Here is a 20,312-nt window from a genome sequence, read left to right as displayed (position 1 = left end):
GGGTTCGGTCCTTACGGACCGCCCCGGGATGACGGCTTCGCCGTCAGCTCGCCTCCGCCAGCAGCGACAATTGCCGGGGCTGCTGCTCGGTCTGGGTCTGGTCGGTGAGGTGGGTCGGATACGCCCCGGTGAAGCAGTGATCCGAGAACTTCGGATTGGCCGGGTCGCGGCCGGGCTCGCCCATGGCGCGGTACATGCCGTCGATCGACAGGAAGGCGAGCGAGTCGGCGCCGATGATCTCGCGCATTTCCTCCAGCGAATGCGTTGCGGCCAGCAGGCCGCCGCGGTCCGGCAGGTCGATGCCGTAATAATCGGGATAGAGGATCGGCGGCGAGGCGAGGCGGAAATGCACTTCCTTCGCGCCTGCATCGCGCATCATGCGCACGATCTTCTTCGAGGTGGTGCCGCGCACCAGCGAGTCGTCGATCAGGATGATGCGCTTGCCTTCGATCGCGGCGCGGTTGGCCGAATGCTTCATGCGCACGCCGGATTCGCGGATTGCCTGCGTCGGCTGGATGAAGGTGCGGCCGACATAGTGGTTGCGGATGATGCCGAGCTCGAACGGCACGCCGGAATGCTGGCTGTAGCCGACAGCGGCGGGCACGCCGGAATCCGGCACCGGCACGACGACGTCGATCGGCACGTGGCTCTCGCGCGCGAGCTGCGCACCAAAGGCCTTGCGCACCTCGTAGACCGAGCGGCCGTGGACGATGGAATCCGGACGGGAGAAATAGATGTATTCGAAGATGCAGGGACGCGGCGCCATCGGCGGGAACGGCTTGTGGATGTCCTGGCCGTTCTCGTCGAACACGATGACTTCGCCCGGCTCGATGTCGCGGATGAAGCGCGCGCCGATGATGTCGAGCGCGCAGGTCTCCGACGTCAGGATCGGGCAGCCATCGAGCTCACCGAGCACCAGGGGGCGGATGCCGCGCGGGTCGCGCGCGCCGACCAGCTTCTTGTTGGTCAGCGAGACCAGCGCATAGGCGCCCTCGATCTCGCGCAGCGCGTCGATATAGCGCTCGATGAAGCGGCTGCGCCGGGAGCGCGCGACGAGGTGCAGGATCACCTCGGTGTCGGTGGTCGACTGCATCATCGCGCCGTTCCTCACGAGCTCGCGGCGCAGCGTCAGGCCGTTGGTGAGGTTGCCGTTATGGGCGACCGCAAGGCCGCCGGCGTTGAGTTCGGCGAACAGCGGCTGCACGTTGCGCAGGATGGTCGCGCCGGTGGTGGAGTAGCGGACATGGCCGACCGCCATGTTGCCGGGCAGGCGGTCGATCACCTCGCGGCGGGAGAAAGTGTCGCCGACGAGGCCGAGGCGGCGTTCGCTGTGAAAGCGGCTGCCGTCATAGGAGACGATGCCGGCGGCTTCCTGGCCGCGGTGCTGAAGGGCGTGGAGGCCGAGGGCGGTGATGGCGGCGGCGTCGGGGTGGCCGTAGATGCCGAATACGCCGCATTCCTCGCGGAGCGTATCCCCCTCCAGATCGTCCTGAAGCTCTAGCGCGGCCGGGCTCAAACCGGCTTTTGGATCGAGATCAAGTTGGGCGTCCTGGTCAGGGTGTCGCATCTCGTCCGCGCCTCTCTTTAGGGCCTAATCAACGCGCCGCAGGTTTCTCGATCAGCTTTTTCAGGCTGTCACGAGCAGGTTTACTGTATCCGTCGCCACTGCCCGAAGGCTGCTGCTCGGAATCAGCTTGATCATCATCTGGTTTGTTTTTCTTGAATCTCTTCAAGATGGTGTTCTCGGGGTCGTCCGGCAAGAGCGCCATCAGCCAATCGCCGGTTCCCTGGAGCACCACGCGGGATTTCGCCCCCGTAACCCAGTCCGGGCGCTGCTTGTCCGGCACCAGCCAGGTGAAGAACAGGAAGGCGACCACGACGATCAAAAGGCCGCGAGCCAGCCCGAACAGGAAGCCGAGGGTGCGGTCCAGCGCGCCGATCCGCGAATCCAGGATCATGTCGGAGATCCGGACGGTGATCACGGAGACCACGACCAGGGTACCGACGAACACGCCGGCGACCACGACCACACTCGCGACCGTGTCGTTGTTGAAATAGGTCTTTGCGGTCGGCAGCAGCTTGGAGAAGGAGTACAGCGTCACGATCGCGGCCGCGCCCCAGGCTGCGATCGACAGGATTTCGCGCATGAAGCCGCGGACCATTGCAAGCAGGCCCGAGATCAGCATCACACCGAGCAGGATCAGGTCGAGGAGTGTTACTGGCATCGGCTGGTCTGGTCCGCTCGTACTCTCAAAGGTGCTCAGCGAATCGGTGTTTGGCCGCTGCCCTAAAAGAGGGGCAGACGGCGTTCCCGGCAAGGCCGCAACCACGCAATCCCATGCTGCTTTTGTGACGGCTGTATAGCGGCGGGGGCCGGGGACGTCACCTCCGGCTACCCCTCTCCGCGGCGGAATCTTGCCGGTGTGGCATTTTTCTCTGCCGATCCGCCGGATTCGCCCCGACGGGAGCCGCGGGCGGCGATCTCGGCCACCAAAGTCGTCAGGCTGTTCACCGCGTTGAGCGACAGTCCGGCGTCGCCGCCGGCTTCGCCCCGGGCCGATTCGGGCAGCACGGCGCGCTGGAAGCCGAGTTTTGCCGCTTCCTTCAGCCGGGCCGGGGTCTGCGCCACCGGACGGACCACGCCTGAGAGCGAAATCTCGCCGAAATAGACTGCATCCGTGGGTAACTGCGCATTAACCAGGGACGAAACCAGTGCCGCCGCCGCGGCGAGGTCGGCCGCCGGCTCGTGGATGCGCAAGCCGCCGGCGACGTTCAGATAGACGTCATGGCCGGACAGCTTGACCCCGCAATGGGCTTCCAGCACCGCCAGCACCATCGAGAGGCGGCTCGGGTCCCAGCCGACCACGGCCCGGCGCGGGGTGCCGAGCGAGGTTGGTGCGACCAGTGCCTGCAATTCGACCAGGACCGGCCTCGTGCCCTCGATGCCCGCAAACACGGCGGTGCCCGGCGTGCCGAGATCGCGCTCCGACAGGAACAGTTCGGAGGGGTTGGTGACCTCGCGCAGACCAAGGCCGGTCATCTCGAACACGCCGATCTCGTCGGTTGGCCCGAAGCGGTTCTTGACGGCGCGCAGGATGCGGAATTGCTGCGAGCCTTCGCCCTCGAACGACATCACGGCATCGACCATGTGCTCGACCACGCGGGGGCCTGCGATCTGGCCGTCCTTGGTGACGTGGCCGACCAGGATGATGGCGGCGCCGGTTTTCTTGGCGAAACGGATCAACGCCTGCGCCGAAGCGCGCACCTGCGTGACGGTGCCGGGCGCGGATTCCACGGTGTCGGTCCACATGGTCTGGATCGAGTCGATCACGATCAGGCGGGGAACCGCGCCCTCCGACAGCGTCGAGACGATGTCCTCGACCGAGGTCTCGGCCGCAAGCTGCACCGGCGCGTCCGACAGGCCGAGCCGCTCGGCACGCAGCCGCACCTGGGCGATGGCTTCTTCGCCGGAGATGTAGACGATCCGATGCCCGGCGCGCGCCATCAGACTGGTCGCCTGCGTCAGCAGCGTCGACTTGCCGATGCCCGGATCGCCGCCGACGAGCAATACGGAGCCGCGGACAAAGCCGCCGCCGGTGACGCGGTCGAGCTCAGTCATCCCCGAGGACAGGCGCGGCGCATCCGGGCTCTTGCCGGCAAGGCTCTCCAGCGCAAAGGTCCGGCCCTTGCGCTTGGAGCGGATCGAGACCGGCACGCTGCCGCTCGTGTCCTCCTCGGCGAGCGTATTCCACTCGCCGCAGGACTCGCACTTGCCCTGCCAGCGGTTATAGGCCGCGCCGCAGTTCTGGCAGACGAAGGAAAGCGTGTTCTTGGCCATGGGGACAGTTGAGTCGGGGGTCTTGATGTCAGCTGATAGCACGGAATGGCGGGCCGCGAGGCCGATCGCCCGCGCGCCCAATATCGCAATTCAACGCAACCAGTACACCCTTTGTTAGTTCTAGGCCCCAGCGCCGCACCGGGCTTTGCCAAATGTTAGCGGACGACGGTCCAGTTTCGGAACCAGTACGGGGTGACGAGACCAATGACGATATTTTTGCGGATATTGCTCGCCGTGGGCATGGCCTGCGGCGTTCTGGCGCCTGCCGGCCGTGTCGTCGCGGCTGACGCCAAATCCCTCAACATCGTCTTCGTGAATCCCGGCAAGACCGGCGAGGTCTATTGGGACATGGTCGCGCAGACCATGCAGGCCGCCGGCCGCAAGCTTGATGCGCATGTCGAGGTGCTGACCAGCGAGCGCAACTACCGCACTATGCAGGAGCTGGGGTTCGGCGTGGTGGCACGTCCCGACAAGCCCGACTTCCTCATTCTCTCGAACGAGGAATCCGCCGCCGTTCCGATCCTGGAGGCGGCCGAGGCCGCGGGCGTCAAGACGCTGCTGCTCTCGAACACGCTGATCGGCGAGGATGCGGCGCGGCTCGGACCGCCGCGCCGGACGCTCAAGACCTGGCTCGGCGACATCACGACCGATCTTCAGACCGCGGGCGCGCGGATGGCGAATGCGCTGATCAGCGCGGCGCGTGCCGAGAAATGGCAGAGCCCGGACGGCAAGATCCACATTCTCGGCATCGGCGGCGACGAGATCACGCCCGCCTCGATCGCGCGCAACGCCGGGCTCCAGCTTGCGGTGGCGGCCGCGCCCGACGTGGTGGTGGACCGGATGCTGTTCGCCAACTGGACGCAGTCGGAGGCCGAGCAGGTCACGGCGAATTATCTGAGCTGGGCCGCGCGCAAGGAGATACGGCCCGCCGGCATCTGGGCCGGAAACGATCCGATGGCGCTCGGCGCGCTTCGCGCGGCGACCGCTGCCGGCCTCATGCCCGGTCGGAATATTCAGGTGGTCGGCCTCAACTGGTCGGAGGATGCACTGCGCGAGATCAGGGCCGGCCGTCTGCTCCTGACCGACGGCGGCCACTTCCTGCTCGGCGGCTGGTCGATCGTCCTGCTCCGCGACTACGCCGATGGCTGCGATTTCGCGGCCACATCGCCCCGCGTCGAGGCCAAGACATCCGCGATCACCCGCGACAATCTCGCTGCGGTCGGAGACCTCATCAAGACGCGCGCCTTCGATCGGATCGATTTCGCGCGTTTCAGGGCGAGGGCAGGGCGCTGCGGCCGGTACGATTTCTCCGTCGATGCGCTGATTTCTTCGCTGACGCTGCCGGAAGGCATCGCTGACTGATGCGGAACGGTGACGACATGACCGATCCGGATCGCAAGCAGCAAGCGGCGGCGCCGTCGCGCTCGCGCTCGGTGGTCCGCGCGATGATCTGGGCCACCGTGCCGGTGCTGCTGGTGGTGCAGTTGCTCGCCTCCGCCGGCGTCGAGGCATCCAGCTTCTGGTCGCAGATCAGGCAGCTCGACGCGCGCATTGCCCGCACGGCCGAGAGCCGCGCCGAGCTGATCGCCGAGCCGCTCTGGAAGATGCGTTACGACCAGGTCACGAACGTGCTCAATGAGATCATGCACGACGAGACCATCGCTGCGGCGGCCGTCTATGACGACACCGGCGCTGCGATCGCCCGCGTGGTGGCGCGCCCCTCCGGGCAGGCGGTCGCGGAGGTGTCGCGTCCGATCAACTACAGCAACGGCAACATGGCCGTGCAGGCCGGCCGCATCGCGATCGCCTATTCCTACGCGACAGTCTACGCCGACACGGGCAGCCGTCTGATGCGGCTGCTGATCGTTGGCCTGCTCGCAACGCTTGCGACCGTGGTCGCAATGCGGATATCGGCGAACATCTTCATCGGCAAGCCGCTTGACGCAATCATGTCTGCGATCCAGCGCAGCAAGCGGGATGGTCGCGCCTATCCGGCGGACATCACATCGTCGAACGAATTCGGCCAGCTCGCGCACGCCTTCAACGCGATGCAGCACACGACGTCAGGTGCGCTCGACCGGCTCGGGCACATGGCGTCGCACGACCCGCTCACGAGCCTGCCCAATCGGCGCTCGCTGTCCGAGCGCCTGGTGACCTTGAGCGGCGATGCAGGCTCGCCGGATTCCCTGATCGCCTTCTGCTTCATCGATCTGGACGACTTCAAGGGCATCAACGACACTTTCGGTCATGATGCCGGCGACAAGTTCCTGGTCCACATTTCCGGGCGTCTCCGCGAGGCGGTCGAGCCGCAGGATTGGGTGGCGCGGCTCGGCGGCGACGAATTCGTCGTGATCCGCCCCGAAGTCAGCAACGAAGCGACCGCGCAGGCCTTCGCGCGCCATCTGCTGGCCGCGATTTCCGAGCCGATCCGGCTTCACGACAAGCAGGTCGTGCCGCGGGCCAGCATCGGTCTTGCCGTGCGCCGCGCCGGCGATCCCGAGCTATCGCACCTGCCGGCGCTCGCCGACATCGCGCTCTACCATGCCAAGACCAAGGCGCCCGGCACCGTCGCGGTGCTGAACGAGGCGCTCCAGCGCGACTACCGCCGTCGCAGGGAGCTCGAGCTTGCCATTCCCACAGGCTTCGCCGAGGGCCAGTTCGAGGTCTGGTATCAAAGCCAGGTCGACCTCGACAGCCAGGGCGTCGTCGGCCTGGAGGCGCTCATTCGTTGGCGCCACCCTGAATATGGCGTGATCGGTCCCGGCGAATTCCTGTCGCTGATCGAGCGCAGCGGCAACAATGCACGGTTGACGCGCTATGTGCTGACCGATGCCTGCCGCGCGCTGCAACATCTGGCTGCCGCCGGCAGGCCGGATATCCGGATCGCGATCAACCTGCCGCCGTCCGAGCTCGCCGACCATTCGCTTGCCGCCGAGCTGCGCGAGACCTGCCTGCGCTTCGGCGTCGCGGCATCGTCGCTCGAGCTCGAGATCACCGAGGGCTCGCTGATCAACAACATCGCCAGCGCGTCCGAGACGTTGCACCGCCTGCGGCGCCTCGGCGCCACCATCGCGCTCGACGATTTCGGCACGGGCTACAGCTCGCTCGCCCATCTCAGGCGTTTCCCGCTCGACAAGGTCAAGATCGACAAGGCCTTCATCAGCGAGATTCCGGACAGCGCGGAAGACAAGGCGATCGTTGGCGTCATCGCCTCGCTCGCCGGCACGCTGGGGCTGACGCTTGTCGCGGAAGGCATCGAGCGGCCCGAGCAAGCTGACGCCATGCGCGAGATGGGTGTGATGCTCGGGCAGGGTTATCACTATCATCGGCCGCAACCGCTCGCGGCCGTGCTGCAATGGCTCGAGGGACAGGCGGCTGGGAGCCGCGTCGTCACCGACAGCCCGTCAATCGCGCCCGAATTTGCCGCCTGAGCGCTGTGCGGCTACGGCTGTGTCGCGTTCCAGAACATCGAGAGCCCGGCCGCGATCATGATCGCGTCCATCAGCAGGCGGAACATCTCGGGCTTCAGATGCAGCACGAAACGCTTTGCGATGAAGGCGCCGGCCATCAATGACGATCCTGCGATCAGACCTTTGATGAACACATCGCTCGTCAGTGCGCCGAAGCGCTCGAAGGTCACGGACTTCGCGAAGTAGAGGCCGAGCGAGGCGGCCGCCTCGGTGGCGAGAAAGGCACCCTTGGACAGGCCGTAGAACAGGAACAGCGGCACGCTGAGCGGCCCGGTCGAGACCACGATGCCGGTGAGATAGCCGATGATCGCGCCGCCGATCGCAAGATGCCAGAGATTGGCCTTGAGGTCGTGCCGCGCCAGCCAGTGCCGGACCGGCACCATTGCGATCAGGAAGATGCCGATGGCAAGATCGACGGTGTGGGAGGGGAGCGCGAGCAGCGTGCGCGCGCCAAGCGCTGCGGCCGGAACACCCGTCACCGAATAGGCCGCGCAGGCCCGCCAGTCGACCTCGCGCCACCAGGCCAGGATCCGCGAGAAATTCGCCATCACGGAGGCGACCGCCATGATCGGCACGGCTTCCTTCGGCCCATAGGCGTAGACCAGCACCGGCATCAGCATGATCGACGAGCCGGTGCCGACGATGCCTGAGATGGTGCCGGCGACGAGGCCGACGGTGAGGACGAAGAGGAAGGCCAAGGGCAGGGCTCCGGGAATCGGACGAATGTAGCCCGTGGCCGGCAACCGTGCCCAGCCGCATCGACATCGCCTCTTGGTTAATCGGCGGTGTCGCAGGAACCGCCAATCCGACCCGCTCGGCGGCCTGGTCCTTAGAATTTGAAGCGTATTGATCGGAGCGCTCGCCTAGAGAATTTGAGGTCCGCGATGCCCGATCACCATTCCTTCTCCGCGCTCGACCGGCATGCAGTGCTCAGCGGGTCCGACAATGGTTTTCCCTGGTACGCCGGCGCGATGCTCGCGGTCGAAGCGAGTGAAGTGGTGCGGCTGCGCTGCGAGAAGGTCAGCCAGGGCGATGAGGCCGCCGGGCAGGAGGCCGTGCTGATGGTGAGCGAGAAGATCGCTGCAGCCTTCGAGGCCGCCGCGGGCCTGCTTGCGGGGGCAACGCCGGCCGCCATCGTCCGGCGCTATCGTGAGCATGTGGCCGCGAATGCCCGGCGCCTCTCCGCGAACGAGACTCCGTGAGGGAATTGCGCTGCTGACAGCATGTTGGCAGCAGGGGCCGGCTACGACCATCTCCTGACAAAACGGAGAGGTGGTCATGCCGATCGAGGCAAGCTGTCATTGCGGTGAAACGGTGTTCGAGGTGACGGAGGCGCCCTCCAGCGTGACGCGCTGCACCTGTTCGCTCTGCGCCAAGCGCGGCGCGTTGTGGGCCTATTACAAGCCGGCGCAGTTTCGTCTGCTGTCGCCGCCGGAAAACGTGACGACCTATCTCTGGGGCAGCCGCACCGTCAAACACCATTTCTGTGCGAGCTGCGGCTGCGGCACCTATTCGGAGTCGCCGGACTGGTCGACCGGCAAGCCTGACTTCGACAACCCCAAGGTCGCGGTGAACGCGCGCCTATTCGACGATTTCGACCTCGACGCGGTACCGGTGAACATGATCGACGGCAGGAATTTGTGGTGAGGATGCCGCCTCCCGTCCTCTTGAGGCTGGCGGAGAAAGCTGATCTGTTTCCGGCCTCGGTGAGAAGAAAAGGCGAGGAAACCCATGATGCGTCTTTTGACGCGAGCGATGCTCGCAATGTGTCTGGGAGTTGTAGTCAGCTTCAACGCGGCGCAGGCGCAGACCAGGCCGAAGGTCACGACGCTCGGACCTGACTTCCCCAAGGCGGCGTTGTTCGTCGGGAACAGCTTCTTCTATTACAACAACGGCATGCCCTGGCATCTCTCCTTCATGGAGCGGGCTGCGGATGCGGCCAACAAGGCGGCGTATCGCAACACCATGGTCACGATCGGCGGCTCCGGCCTCGACTGGCACGACATGGACAATCTGCTGCGGCCGGGCGGCATCGGCGCCTACTCCTTCGACGAGCAGAACGTCGTGGTCTTCAACAAGCCCGGCAGGCAGTTCGAAGCGGTTGTGATGATGGATTGCAGTCAGTGCCCGATCCATCCGCAATTGAAAGACGCCTTCGTCGCCTTCGCCAAGAAGGACAGCGAGATCGTCCGCGCCCACGACATGCGGCCGGTGCTGTTCATGTCCTGGGCCTACGCCGACAAGCCGGAGATGACGGAAGGACTGGCCGAGGCCTATACGCTCGCCGGCAATGCCAATGATGCGCTCGTCATTCCCGCGGGTCTTGCGTTTGCGCGCGTCCGCAAGCTTCAGCCCGAGCTCAATCTCTATGCGCCGGACAGGCGGCATCCGAGTCCGGCCGGCACGTATCTGGCGGCCTGCACGACGCTCGCCGCGCTGACAGGTCGCACGCCGGTCGGCAATTCCTACACGATGGGGCTGGATCCGGAGACGGCGCAACTGCTGCAAAAGGCGGCATGGGACACGGTGCAGGAGTATTACGGGCGCTGATCTAGCGCAGGACGATCCAGGCCGGCGCGTGATCGCTTGCGCCGTCCTCGCCGCGCACCTTCTTGTCGACGCCGGCCTTGGCCAGGCGTGAAATAAGGGCAGGGCTGAGCAGCAGATGATCGAGCCGCAGGCCCGCATCGCGCGGCCAGCGGTTCCGCTTATAGTCCCAGAAAGTGTAGATGCGCTTGTCCGGATGAAGCTCGCGGATCGCGTCGCCCCAGCCTTGCGCGACCAGCGAGGCAAATGCCGCGCGGCTCTTCGGCTGGATCAGCGCATCCTTGTCCCAGGACCTCGTCGGATAAATGTCGATCGCCGTCGGCGCCACGTTGTAGTCGCCGGCGAGCACCACGGGCAGATCCTGCTTGATGAAGGTCTTGGCGTGGCGCTTCAGGCGCGCGAACCAGTCAAGCTTGTAGTCGAATTTCGGCCCCGGCTGGGGGTTGCCGTTGGGCAGGTAGATGCTGGTGACGATGATGCCGCGCACGGCGGCCTCGATGTAGCGCGCCTCGTGATCGTCGCTGCCGCCGGGCAGGCGGTCGCGGGTGAGAATGGGCTCGGCATCGCGGGCGATGATGGCAACGCCGTTCCAGGTTTTTTGTCCACGCCATACTGCGCCGTAGCCGGCCTTTTCGATGGCTGCCGCCGGAAATTCGCCATCACTTGCCTTCAATTCCTGGAGCGCGACGACATCTGGCTTTGCCGCGCGCATCCATGCCAGCAGATTGGGCAGGCGGCGGTTGATGTTGTTGATGTTGAATGTCGCGATCTTCATGTAGAGCTAGCGGCTCCCGCCTTCCGTCACCGGAGATACAATGTCCAAGTTGAACTTTGCTGCTCTCGTCGTCGTTGCCGCGATCTCCGGAGCGGCTTCGGCACAATCGTCCGATCCACGCGGTGCGTGCAAGGCGGATTACGACAAGTTCTGTGCCGGCATTGCGCCGGGCGGCGGCATCGTCGCCTGCCTCAACGGCAAGCGCGACCAGCTCAGCGCGACCTGCAAGGCGGCGCTGGACAACAGGAAGAAGAAGTAGGCGGCTGACGGCTTAGCTCGGCAGCGGCGGCGGGCTCGCCGGCTGCTCGACCGGCGGCGGAGAGGACGGCTGCTCGGCTGCCGGCTTTGCCAGCGGCTCCACCACATTGCCGCCCTTGTAGACGCGGGCATAGCGGTGGCCGAGGCTGGTCAGCACCTCATAGCCGATCGTGCCGAAATGATGCGCGAGCTCGTCGACGGTGATGCCTTCGCCGATCAGCGTCACCAGGTGGCCGCGCCGTGCCGCGTTCGGCGGCAGATCGGTGATGTCGATCGCGATCAGGTCCATGGAGACGCGGCCTGCCACCGGGCAGCGTTTGCCGGCAACGATCACCTCTGCGCCGCGCGTGCCGTCGTTTGAACTGGCGGCGCGGAAATAGCCGTCGGCATAGCCGACCGCGATGATTGCAAGCTTGGTCGGCCGGCGCGCGGTCCAGGTGCCGCCATAGCCGACGCTCTCGCCGCGCTCGACATTGCGAATCTGCACGATGCGCGCCTTGAGGTCGACCACCGGCTGCATCGGATTATCGGCCTCCGGCGTCGGGTTGACGCCGTAGAGCGCGGCGCCCGGCCGCACCAGGTCGAACTGGAACGGCGCCCCGAGGAAGATTCCGGACGAATTGGCGAGCGCCGCCGGCACGCCGGAGAATTCGCTGGCGATGCCGCGGAAGGAAGCGAGCTGTTTGGCATTGACGGGGCTGTTGAGCTGCTCGGCCGAGACCAGATGGCTCATCACCAGCGTGATGCCGTGGTCGCCGGCATTGATGCGGGGGATGATGGCCTGTGCTTCCGCAAGCGTCAGCCCGAGCCGGTTCATGCCGGTGTCGATGTGAACAGCGGCGCCTCCGTTCCAGCCGGTGCGGCGGCAGAACACGTCCCATTCGGCGAGCTCGTTGAGATCGCCGATCACCGGACGGCAATTGATCTGGGCGTAGTGCTCGCCGGTGTTCTGGAAATAGCCGCCGAGCACGTAGATAGTCGGCTCCGGTACGGCGGCGCGCACCTTGCGCGCCTCCTCGATGGTGGCGACGAAGAAGGTCTTGCAGCCGGCCTTGTGGAGGGCACGCGCGACCTGCGCGGCGCCGCAGCCATAGGCATCGGCCTTGATCACCGCCGCGCATTCGGCCGGCACCGCCGTCTTCTCGAGCTTGCGCCAGTTGGCAATGATGGCGTCGAGGTCGACGGTGAGCACGCCGCCATAGGCTGCGAGCGCGGCGGCATGGTTGGCCTCCGCTGAGAGAAGGCCGGATTGCGGGGTCATTTTCGGGTCGGACGCCATTGTCATGGCGCCGTTTTACGCAAGAGGCAGGTCTGGTTCAAGGAACTCAGTAGTCGTTGCTGCTGCGAGCCGGCATCTGGCTGTCGGGCGCGAGGTCACCGAACCGCGTGACCGAGGCTTCGAACGCCAGATCGACGGTGCCTGTCGGGCCGTGGCGCTGCTTGCCGATGATGACCTCGGCTTTTCCGTGCGCAAGACTCATGTCAAGCTGCCACTTCTCGTGTTCAGGCGTGCCCGGGCGGGGCTCCTTCATCGCGAGGTAATATTCCTCGCGGTACACGAACAGCACGACGTCGGCGTCCTGCTCGATCGATCCGGATTCACGCAAGTCGGAGAGTTGCGGCCGTTTGTCGTCGCGGGATTCGACCTGACGCGAGAGCTGCGACAGCGCGATCACGGGGACGTTGAGTTCCTTCGCCAGCGCCTTGAGGCTGGTCGTGATCTCCGTGATTTCCTGCACGCGGCTGTCGCTGGCGCGCTTGCCGGACCCCGAGAGCAGCTGGATGTAGTCGATCACGAGCAGGTCGAGGCCCTTCTGACGCTTCAGGCGGCGCGCGCGCGCCATCAGCTGCGCGATCGACAGGCCTCCAGTCGCGTCGACATAGAAAGGAAGCGATTGCAGCTCGATCGAGACCTCCCGGATCTTCTCGAAATCGGCTTCCGAGATGCCGCCGCGGCGGATGTGGGAGGAGGGAACGCCGGTGCGCTCGGCCACGATACGCGTGGCGAGCTGGTCGGCCGACATTTCACAGGAGAAGAAGCCGATTACGCCGCCATTGGCGGCCTTCGTGGTGCCGTCGGCCTGGAGTTCCGGAACGTAGGCGCGTGCGACATTGTAGGCGATGTTGGTCGCCAGTGACGTCTTGCCCATGCCGGGACGTCCCGCGACGATGATGAGATCGGAGTGCTGCAGGCCGCCCATCTTGGTGTCGAGGTCGCGCATACCCGTCGAGATGCCCGACAGCTTTCCGTCGCGCTGGAACGCCTTTGCCGCGAGATCGACCGCGACCGCCAACGCCTGCGAGAATTTCTGGAAGCCGCCGTCATAGCGGCCGGACTCGGCGAGTTCGTACAGCTTTCGCTCGGCGTCCTCGATCTGCGCGCGCGGCTGGAAATCGACCGGAGCGTCATAGGCGACATTGACCATGTCCTCGCCGATGCCGATCAGGTCGCGCCTGAGCGACAGGTCGTAGACGGTGCGGCCGTAGTCCTGGGCGTTGATGATGGTGGTCGCTTCGGCAGCGAGGCGCGCCAGATATTGCCCGATGGTCATGCCCCCGACGTCGGTATCGGCCGGCAGGAACGTCTTCAGCGTGACGGGCGTGGCGATCTTGCCCATCCGGATCAGGCTGCCGGCGGTGTCGAAGATGGTCTGGTGCAGCGGCTCGAAGAAATGCTTCGCCTCCAGGAAGTCGGAGACGCGGTAGAAGGCATCGTTGTTGACCAGGATGGCGCCCAGAAGGCTCTGTTCCGCCTCGATATTGTGCGGCGCGCTCCGATAAGTCGGAGTTCCTGCGTCAGGCGCGAGTTTGAGAACGTTCGAATCAGTCAGGGCCATGGTTGGTCGTGCTTAGCAATTTTCTTGGGCGGATGCGGGGCCGGGATAAAGCGCCGCCTGCGCCCAAAGCGGAAGCAAAAGCTCGCCGCTATCAACCGCTCAGTTAAAATGGTGGATGATTAGCAGCCGCAGCATGCGCCGCGCTTGACGGATTTTTGCGGAACTCACCCCGGCCTGGAAGCGGCCGCGACTGTGCCGCGGAAAAATACTGAAACAGTGAACCTAATGGATTGGGGTGCAGACGTATGAAGAGCGCGCGAAATGACGCGCGCTGGCCGCTTTCGGCTCGGGCTCAGACCAGCAGGAGGTAGACCAGTGCAACCAGGGCCGCCCCGACGCCGGTAGCGATCAGGGCGTAATCGGTGCGGAGGTCGTCCTGCACGTCGAATGAGGTTTGGGTCTCTTTGCTCATGGCGACGGTCTAAGCCAGGCCCGACCAGACTTATGTGAAGCAGATCACATCTCCCCGGATTCTTTCGGGGGTAGAGCCGGAACGGACGGGCGGACAGGGGATTGTCCCCGGTAACCCGCCATCAGGGGGACGAGGCAAGCGATGCGGCCAGAACGGCAGCACGGGATATGGCGAAGCGAGGCAGGCAGCCGGCTCTGGCTGTCCGGGCTGATCGCGGCCATGCAGCATGCCGAGCGCCCCGAAGTCCGCCGCCAGCCGGTCGCGCCCGAGATCCTGGCGGAACTGCGGGCGCAGTTGGCGTTAACGGCGTCTTTCCGCTCTTCTCCGATTTCAACCTCGCGCCACTAGCCTCTATTCACCGGCCAGCTTCAGCCGTGGCTTGGCGCCGCCCTCGATGGCCCGGAGGCGGGCTTCTTCGTGCGCGACGTAGTCACGGGTGATTGGCACCACGCCCTGACGCTTGGTGAGCTGGATCTGGAAGTTCATCATGTGCTGCTTGCGGAACGTCATCTCGCTGGCCGCCAGATAAAATTCCCACATCAGGGCGAAGCGCTCGTCGTAAAGCTGCACGGCCTCCTCGCGCCGCGCCATGAAGCGCTCCCGCCAGGCCTTCAGCGTCTCGGCGTAATGCAGCCGCAGGATCTCGATGTCGCAGACCAGGAGACCAGCACGCTCGATCGCCGGCAGCACTTCGGACAGAGCGGGGATGTAACCGCCCGGGAAGATGTACTTGGCGATCCAGGGATTGGTCGAATCCGGGCCCTGTGAACGGCCGATCGAGTGCAGCATCATGACGCCGTCCTCGTTCAGGAGTTCGGCGCAGCGCTGGAAGTAGGCGTCGTAGAACCTGACGCCGACATGCTCCAACATGCCGACCGAGACGATCCGGTCGAACGGCCCGTCAATGTCGCGATAGTCCTGGAGCAGGAATTTGGCCGATCGGGTCAGGCCCTTTTCGGCCGCGCGCGCATTGGCGAGCTGCAACTGCTCTGACGACAGCGTGATGCCGGTGACGTCGGCGCCTGCGGTCTCGGCGAGATAGAGCCCGAGGCCGCCCCAGCCCGAGCCGATGTCGAGCACGCGCTCGCCGCCCTTGACGCGAAGCTTTGCGGCGATGTGGCGCTTCTTGGCGAGCTGCGCGTCGTCGAGGGTGCTCTCCGGCGTCTCGAAATAGGCGCAGCTATATTGCTTGTCGGCGTCGAGGAAGAGGGAATAGAGCCGGGCGTCGAGATCGTAGTGATGCGCGACATTGCGACGCGAGCGCGCGCGCGGATTGAACTGCTTCAGATGCCGCGTCAGATAGCGCAGGTGCCACCAGGGTTTTGCCCACTGCGGCAACAGGTCGGGTTGATCGAGCAGGATCGCGAGGGCATCAGCTATGGTGCCGCGCTCGACGGCGAACTCGCCATCCATATAGGCCTCGCCAAGCCCGAGCTCGGGATTGATGAGGATCTTCCGTTCCGCGTCCGCAGTCACGAAACGGACTGCGATCGGTTCGCCTGAGCCGTCGCCGACGGTGAACTTCGACCCCTTCGCCGTGGTCACCGTCATCGACCCGCGGCGAATGAATTGAGACAGGAATTGACGCAACAAACGGTCCATCGACACCTTCCTCTCGAGCGAACCCGAAGAGATGCGACCAACCCGGCTTTCACATCAGACGCTCAGGTCCCGCTCAGGTTCCTATGCGTTTGCATCTAAATCTAGGGAGGGTATTCCGCTCCCGCTATTGCGCTGCATTCAATGCCGATATTCCAAAAGCGCTTAATCACATCCTTGCGCGCGGACCCTGCTTCCATTCGCGGCTCAATCCGGTAAAAGGTGACCGCCGCCGACGCCGGGATGCCGGCTGCATTCGCGGAAATTCAACGGAGATGATGGGAATGTCGAGCCGAGCGCTCAGCCTCGCGACGGTAGTGCTTCTGATCGGCTTCGGTGCGGCCGATGCCGTTCTGGCACAGGCGACGAACCTCGAGGCCGGCAAGGCCCCATCCCAGCTCTTCGCGCAGACCTGCAGTGCCTGCCACAAGAGCCCGAGGGGGCTGCTGAAGACTGTCGCGCCGGGCTCGCTCCCGGGTTTCCTGCGTCAGCACTACACGACCAGCTCCGACATGGCCGGCGTGCTGGCCTCCTACCTCGTTTCGAACGGCGCCACCGACACCCGCTACCAGGCCAAGGACGGCAAGGACAAGAAGGACGGCGCCAAGGACAAGGAAGCGAGCACCAATCCTGCGCAGTCGCCCGAGCATCAGGGCCGTCGCCAGCGCTCCCAGGAGGCCGCCAAGCCGGAAGGCGAAGCTGCCGCCCCAGCCGCCGAGGGCGCGCGCCAGAAGCGCGCGGCGCGGCCGAGCGAGGAGGGGGTAAAGGAAGGCGCGAAGCCCGAGGGGCAAGCCACGCCGGAGGGCCGCAAGGCCAAGCGTCTCAGCAAGCGCGGCAAGCCCGAGACCGAAGAGGCGCCGAAGGTCGATGCCGCCGCGCCGGCCGCTGACGACAAGAAGAGCGAGCCCAAGCCCGACACCGCCAAGGTCGAGCCTGGTCGCGACGAAGCCAAGCCCGACAGCACCAAGGCATCGGAGAAACCCGCCGAGCCGAAGCCGGAGAGCGCCAGGGTCGAGCCGCGCGGCAGCGAGGCTCCGGCGCTGCGGCCCGATCCTGTGCCGCAGGTGACGCCGGCCCCGCCGGCGGCCGCCACGAAGCCCGCCGAGCCGGCCGCGCCCAAGGCGGCGGAAGAGGCGGCTCCCAAGCCTGCCGCGCCTGCCGCAAGCTCCGAGCCGGCGGCCAAGCCGCAGGAGCCGGCGCCGCCCACGACCGCTGCGGCCCCGCTGCCGGCGGAGTCATCCGGACCGCCGGCGCCGCCGATTTCGCGCTAAAGCCAACCCGCATTCTCAGATCAAGTTGCGAAGGTCGCGCTCGTCGCGGCCTTCGCATCGTCTTGACCGCGATTGGAGTAGTGCTCTAGAGTGATACTCTAGGAGGCGCGGTGACGACGAGCGTGCGTGACGACCTGTTGGCGGCGGGGCTGTTCGTGTTCGACCGCGTCGGCTTCGAAGCTGCGACGGTGGCTGCGATCCGCGCCAAGGCGCGCGCCTCTAACGGCAGCTTCTTTCATGCCTTCGGGTCGAAGAAGGAGCTGGCCGGCGCGCTGTTCCTGGAGGTGCTGCGGCATTATCACGCCGCGGTGCTGGCCGCGCTCGATCCCGTGCCCGACGCCGAACAGGGCATCGATCGCCTGATCCGGGCGCATCTCGACTGGGTCGTCTCGAGCCGGCGCGAGGCCCGCTATCTCTTCGAGATCTCGCGCGGCGAATGGGGCGAGGACGTCCGCGACGCCCAGCGCGCACAGAATGCGCGCCTTGCCGAAGGCATCGAACGCTGGCGCGCGCCGCTGGTTGCCGGCGGCGAGCTCCTGCCGATGACGCCGGTGACGTTCATCAGCCAGCTCATCGGCCCGGCGCAGATCTTCTGCCGCGCCTTCCTGTCGGGCCGCGATCGTGCCGATCCGCGGAGCGAGGCCGACACGCTGATCGCCTGCGCCATCCGCGCGCTGCGGCCGCCCGAGCGCATTAACAAACAATAAGGAGAGATGTCATGCGAGCCGAAGCGGATCCGGAATTTGCGGCCGTCGCCGAGCGCATCCACGCCAATGTCGGCCGCCAGGGCTTTATGAACCTCGTCGGTGCCGAGCTCTCGGAATTGTCGCGCGGCACCTGCACGATCGCGGTGGAGCGCAGGCCGGAACTGCTCCAGCAGCACGGCTTTTTCCACGGCGGCGTCACCGCCTTTTTGGTCGACAACGCCACGACGATCGCGGCCGCCACTTCGCGCGGCCAGCCGGCGCTGACGGCGGAATACAAGCTCAATTTGTTGTCGCCCGCTGTCGGCGAGAAGCTGATCTGCCGGGCAAGGGTGATCAAGCCAGGACGCCAGGTCTCGGTGGTGGCGGCCGACGTGTTCTGTGTCAGCGACGGAGTCGAGAAGCACACGGCAACGGCGCTCGCTTCGATCGCGATGCTGAGCGAGGACGTCGCCGCCAAAACGAAAAGCCCGGCCGCTTGAAGCGACCGGGCTTTTGATTTGTCTTCGTCATTCCGGAACAGCGCATCGGCGCTGGACCCGGAATCTCGAGATTCCGGGTCTGGTCCTTCGGACCATCCCGGAATGACGACGTTGGAGTTACTTCTCGGTCTCTTCCGCAGCCGGGGCCGGCTCGACGTCGTCGTGCTGGGCTTCCGGATCGAAGAACTCGCCGGCGGCGGCGATCGCCTCGGCGGCCGCATCGCGGTCCTCGTTGCGGGTCGAGATGTCCTCGCCGCGGTTGATGCGCTCGGCCTCGTCCTGGCTGCGCGCAACCGTGACGGTGATCTCGACCTCGACCTCGGGGTGAACGGCGACGGTGATGGTGTGCTTGCCGATGGTCTTGATCGGTGCGTCGAGCTGGATCTGCGGGCGAGCGAGCGAGATGCCGTCGGCTTCGAACGCGACGACGATGTCACGCACGTTGACCGAGCCGAACAGCTGGCCGGCTTCCGAGGCCTGGCGGATCACGATGATGTTCTTGCCCTGGATCTTCTCGGCGACCTTGGACGCCTCGGCCTTGGACGCGAGGTTGCGGGCCTCGAGGTCGGCCTTCATGCCGTCGTACTTGGCGCGGTTGTCGGCGGTGGCGCGCAGCGCCTTGCCGCGCTTGAGCAGGAAATTACGGGCGTAGCCGTCGCGAACCTTCACGACTTCGCCCATCTGGCCGAGCTTGTTCACGCGTTCCAGCAAAATGACTTCCATATTCGTTCTCCTTTGAAGTGCTCTGTGAGTTCTGGGTTTCAGGGGTGGACTTAAGGGGTCGGGAGCGGCGGCGGCTGGCGGCTGCGCAGGAAGCGCTCGCGGAAGCCGAACACGGCGTCCGCAAGGCCCAGGATCACCATCGCGATGACAGGCCATCCGAACACGACGACGACGGCGTAGGTCGAGCCGAGCCAGAACGTGCGGCTCTTCAGCGCGAGCGTCAGCGTATGCAGCACGGCAAAGCCGGTCAGCGCATAGCCCATCATCAGCGCCGCCGTGGTGATCTGCGCGACGATCGCCAGCAGCCCGCCGGTGAAGCAGAAAGCGAGCGCGATGCAGAGCGCCACGAGCGTCATCGGCGGCAGCTCGGCCGTCATCAGATCCGGCCAGGGGCGGCGCAGCCGGCCCGACGTCGCCGTCACCCTGGCGCTGAGCCAGAGGTTGAGGGTCAGCGTCATCATGGCGACGATGGTGGCGGCGGCCGGCGCGATGCGCACCAGTGCGTCGACGAACTGGTCGGCTTCGCCGGAGGCTTGCGGATCGGTGGCGCGGAGGATGCGCATCAGGCCGCGCCGCAGCGTGCCGATGATGGTGTCGGCGTCGGTGCCGAGCGTGAGCAGGGCGGCGATCGTGGTCAGCGCGGCGAAGCCGGCGATCCACAGCAGGATACGGCCGACCGGGTACCACTCGAGCTCAGGCCCTGCCACCGGCTCGGTCGCGGCGTCCGGCGTGACAGGTCCAACCTGCCGGCTGAGCAGGACGAGATGGCCGAGCCACCAGGCCGGCAGCGCGACGGTGACGGCGAACGCGATGCAGTAGGGCAGGCCGAACAGGGCGCCGAGGCCGATCGCAGCGGCGATGCCGCCAAGGCTCGCGCAAAGCGGTCCCCAGCCGATCGCGGCGACCATCAGCGGCAGTGGTGCGAGATAGAACAGGACGAGCGAGATCAGCGCGCCCGAAACGATCGAGGCGAACATCAGGGCCGACGCAGCGCCGGCGATCAGGGCTATCAGTCCAAAGGCCATCATCAGCTGTCCCGCTCCTTCCGAGCGGTTAGAGGCATCTCGCCCCAACCATCGGCGACCGGACGACCCGGAAGCCTTATGAAACTTCGAGAGTGCGGCCGGCGGCGATGTCGCCGCCGGCCGAATTCGTCTTAGCGAATGACGTAGGGCAGCAGGCCCAGGAAGCGCGCGCGCTTGATGGCGCGGGCGAGCTCACGCTGCTTCTTCGCGGACACCGCGGTGATGCGGCTCGGCACGATCTTGCCGCGCTCGGAGACGTAACGCATCAGCAGCTTGGAGTCCTTGTAGTCGATCTTCGGAGCATTGGCGCCCGTGAACGGGCAGCTCTTGCGACGACGGAAAAACGGACGGCGTGCACCAGCTTCAGCCAT

At 65.8% G+C, this 20,312-nt stretch carries 21 protein-coding genes; 10 read left to right on the top strand and 11 right to left on the bottom strand.

Annotated elements, in window-relative coordinates:
* Nucleotides 1-43: 43 nt before the first annotated feature.
* The 3 genes from purF to radA form a co-directional block, all read right to left on the bottom strand.
* Complete coding sequence (purF, locus tag EI171_RS27380; protein ID WP_011086836.1) at nucleotides 44-1,567, bottom strand: amidophosphoribosyltransferase; 1,524 nt, start codon at nucleotides 1,565-1,567, stop codon at nucleotides 44-46.
* A 28-nt stretch (nucleotides 1,568-1,595) separates the two neighbouring features.
* The gene (locus EI171_RS27375) at nucleotides 1,596-2,225 is read right to left on the bottom strand and encodes a CvpA family protein (RefSeq protein ID WP_011086837.1); all 630 of its coding nucleotides are present in this window, start codon (nucleotides 2,223-2,225) and stop codon (nucleotides 1,596-1,598) included.
* A 167-nt stretch (nucleotides 2,226-2,392) separates the two neighbouring features.
* On the bottom strand, nucleotides 2,393-3,838 hold the full coding sequence (gene radA, locus EI171_RS27370) for a DNA repair protein RadA (RefSeq protein WP_011086838.1): 1,446 nt from the start codon (nucleotides 3,836-3,838) through the stop codon (nucleotides 2,393-2,395).
* Between the two features lie 204 nt (nucleotides 3,839-4,042).
* Here radA and EI171_RS27365 point away from each other — a divergent pair, with 204 nt between their 5' ends.
* Nucleotides 4,043-5,200 carry an ABC transporter substrate-binding protein gene (locus tag EI171_RS27365; RefSeq protein WP_161535184.1) on the top strand — a complete coding sequence of 386 codons (1,158 nt, stop codon included), beginning with the start codon at nucleotides 4,043-4,045 and terminating at the stop codon, nucleotides 5,198-5,200.
* The gene (locus tag EI171_RS27360; protein ID WP_161535183.1) at nucleotides 5,200-7,269 is read left to right on the top strand and encodes a bifunctional diguanylate cyclase/phosphodiesterase; all 2,070 of its coding nucleotides are present in this window, start codon (nucleotides 5,200-5,202) and stop codon (nucleotides 7,267-7,269) included. The genes EI171_RS27365 and EI171_RS27360 overlap by 1 nt, the downstream gene beginning before the upstream one ends.
* An 11-nt stretch (nucleotides 7,270-7,280) precedes the next feature.
* Here EI171_RS27360 and EI171_RS27355 read toward each other — a convergent pair whose 3' ends face one another.
* Nucleotides 7,281-8,006 carry a sulfite exporter TauE/SafE family protein gene (locus EI171_RS27355; protein WP_161535182.1) on the bottom strand — a complete coding sequence of 242 codons (726 nt, stop codon included), beginning with the start codon at nucleotides 8,004-8,006 and terminating at the stop codon, nucleotides 7,281-7,283.
* A 186-nt stretch (nucleotides 8,007-8,192) separates the two neighbouring features.
* Between EI171_RS27355 and EI171_RS27350 the strand changes: the two genes are divergently transcribed.
* The 3 genes from EI171_RS27350 to EI171_RS27340 all read left to right on the top strand — a co-directional run bounded on the left by EI171_RS27350 (nucleotide 8,193) and on the right by EI171_RS27340 (nucleotide 9,858).
* Nucleotides 8,193-8,510 (top strand): hypothetical protein, encoded by a 318-nt coding sequence (locus EI171_RS27350; RefSeq protein WP_161535181.1) that lies wholly within the window; start codon nucleotides 8,193-8,195, stop codon nucleotides 8,508-8,510.
* Nucleotides 8,511-8,586: 76 nt separating this feature from the next.
* The gene (locus EI171_RS27345; protein ID WP_028171069.1) at nucleotides 8,587-8,955 is read left to right on the top strand and encodes a GFA family protein; all 369 of its coding nucleotides are present in this window, start codon (nucleotides 8,587-8,589) and stop codon (nucleotides 8,953-8,955) included.
* Between the two features lie 84 nt (nucleotides 8,956-9,039).
* Entirely contained in the window at nucleotides 9,040-9,858 is an 819-nt protein-coding gene (locus tag EI171_RS27340) for a DUF4886 domain-containing protein (RefSeq protein WP_161535180.1), read from the top strand.
* Between the two features lies 1 nt (nucleotide 9,859).
* Here the strand turns inward: EI171_RS27340 and EI171_RS27335 are convergent, their stop codons facing one another.
* Nucleotides 9,860-10,630, bottom strand: coding sequence for an exodeoxyribonuclease III (locus EI171_RS27335; protein ID WP_161535179.1), 771 nt, complete (start codon nucleotides 10,628-10,630; stop codon nucleotides 9,860-9,862).
* A 40-nt stretch (nucleotides 10,631-10,670) separates the two neighbouring features.
* Between EI171_RS27335 and EI171_RS27330 the strand changes: the two genes are divergently transcribed.
* Nucleotides 10,671-10,889: a hypothetical protein gene (locus tag EI171_RS27330; RefSeq protein WP_028171072.1), complete on the top strand. Its 219-nt coding sequence runs from the start codon at nucleotides 10,671-10,673 to the stop codon at nucleotides 10,887-10,889.
* A gap of 12 nt (nucleotides 10,890-10,901) precedes the next feature.
* On the opposite strand, the gene alr is transcribed toward EI171_RS27330, so the two are convergent.
* Both alr and EI171_RS27320 read right to left on the bottom strand, forming a co-directional pair.
* Nucleotides 10,902-12,167 carry an alanine racemase gene (alr, locus tag EI171_RS27325; RefSeq protein ID WP_161537082.1) on the bottom strand — a complete coding sequence of 422 codons (1,266 nt, stop codon included), beginning with the start codon at nucleotides 12,165-12,167 and terminating at the stop codon, nucleotides 10,902-10,904.
* Nucleotides 12,168-12,213: 46 nt separating this feature from the next.
* Nucleotides 12,214-13,725, bottom strand: coding sequence for a replicative DNA helicase (locus EI171_RS27320; protein WP_028171074.1), 1,512 nt, complete (start codon nucleotides 13,723-13,725; stop codon nucleotides 12,214-12,216).
* Between the two features lie 553 nt (nucleotides 13,726-14,278).
* On the opposite strand from EI171_RS27320, the gene EI171_RS27315 reads away from it, so the two are divergent.
* Complete coding sequence (locus EI171_RS27315) at nucleotides 14,279-14,485, top strand: transcriptional regulator (protein WP_082756721.1); 207 nt, start codon at nucleotides 14,279-14,281, stop codon at nucleotides 14,483-14,485.
* 3 nt (nucleotides 14,486-14,488) lie between these two features.
* Here the strand turns inward: EI171_RS27315 and EI171_RS27310 are convergent, their stop codons facing one another.
* Nucleotides 14,489-15,739, bottom strand: a complete 1,251-nt coding sequence (locus EI171_RS27310) for a cyclopropane-fatty-acyl-phospholipid synthase family protein (RefSeq protein WP_161535178.1) — start codon at nucleotides 15,737-15,739, stop codon at nucleotides 14,489-14,491.
* A gap of 281 nt (nucleotides 15,740-16,020) precedes the next feature.
* On the opposite strand from EI171_RS27310, the gene EI171_RS27305 reads away from it, so the two are divergent.
* From EI171_RS27305 to EI171_RS27295, 3 genes are all read left to right on the top strand, one after another.
* Complete coding sequence (locus EI171_RS27305; protein ID WP_161535177.1) at nucleotides 16,021-17,007, top strand: hypothetical protein; 987 nt, start codon at nucleotides 16,021-16,023, stop codon at nucleotides 17,005-17,007.
* Between the two features lie 110 nt (nucleotides 17,008-17,117).
* A complete protein-coding gene (locus EI171_RS27300; RefSeq protein WP_161535176.1) occupies nucleotides 17,118-17,714 on the top strand; it encodes a TetR/AcrR family transcriptional regulator in 597 nt (198 codons plus the stop codon).
* 11 nt (nucleotides 17,715-17,725) lie between these two features.
* Entirely contained in the window at nucleotides 17,726-18,193 is a 468-nt protein-coding gene (locus EI171_RS27295) for a PaaI family thioesterase (RefSeq protein WP_011086851.1), read from the top strand.
* Between the two features lie 117 nt (nucleotides 18,194-18,310).
* On the opposite strand, the gene rplI is transcribed toward EI171_RS27295, so the two are convergent.
* The 3 genes from rplI to rpsR form a co-directional block, all read right to left on the bottom strand.
* Entirely contained in the window at nucleotides 18,311-18,916 is a 606-nt protein-coding gene (gene rplI, locus EI171_RS27290; RefSeq protein ID WP_011086852.1) for a 50S ribosomal protein L9, read from the bottom strand.
* Nucleotides 18,917-18,966: 50 nt separating this feature from the next.
* Nucleotides 18,967-19,944 (bottom strand): DUF2232 domain-containing protein, encoded by a 978-nt coding sequence (locus EI171_RS27285; protein ID WP_161535175.1) that lies wholly within the window; start codon nucleotides 19,942-19,944, stop codon nucleotides 18,967-18,969.
* A gap of 128 nt (nucleotides 19,945-20,072) precedes the next feature.
* Nucleotides 20,073-20,312: a 30S ribosomal protein S18 gene (rpsR, locus tag EI171_RS27280; RefSeq protein WP_007592020.1), complete on the bottom strand. Its 240-nt coding sequence runs from the start codon at nucleotides 20,310-20,312 to the stop codon at nucleotides 20,073-20,075.

Origin of the sequence: Bradyrhizobium sp. LCT2 (genome assembly GCF_009931255.1) — a bacterium.
Taxonomy (GTDB): domain Bacteria; phylum Pseudomonadota; class Alphaproteobacteria; order Rhizobiales; family Xanthobacteraceae; genus Bradyrhizobium; species Bradyrhizobium diazoefficiens.
This window is presented reverse-complemented; position numbering and strand designations above follow the sequence as displayed.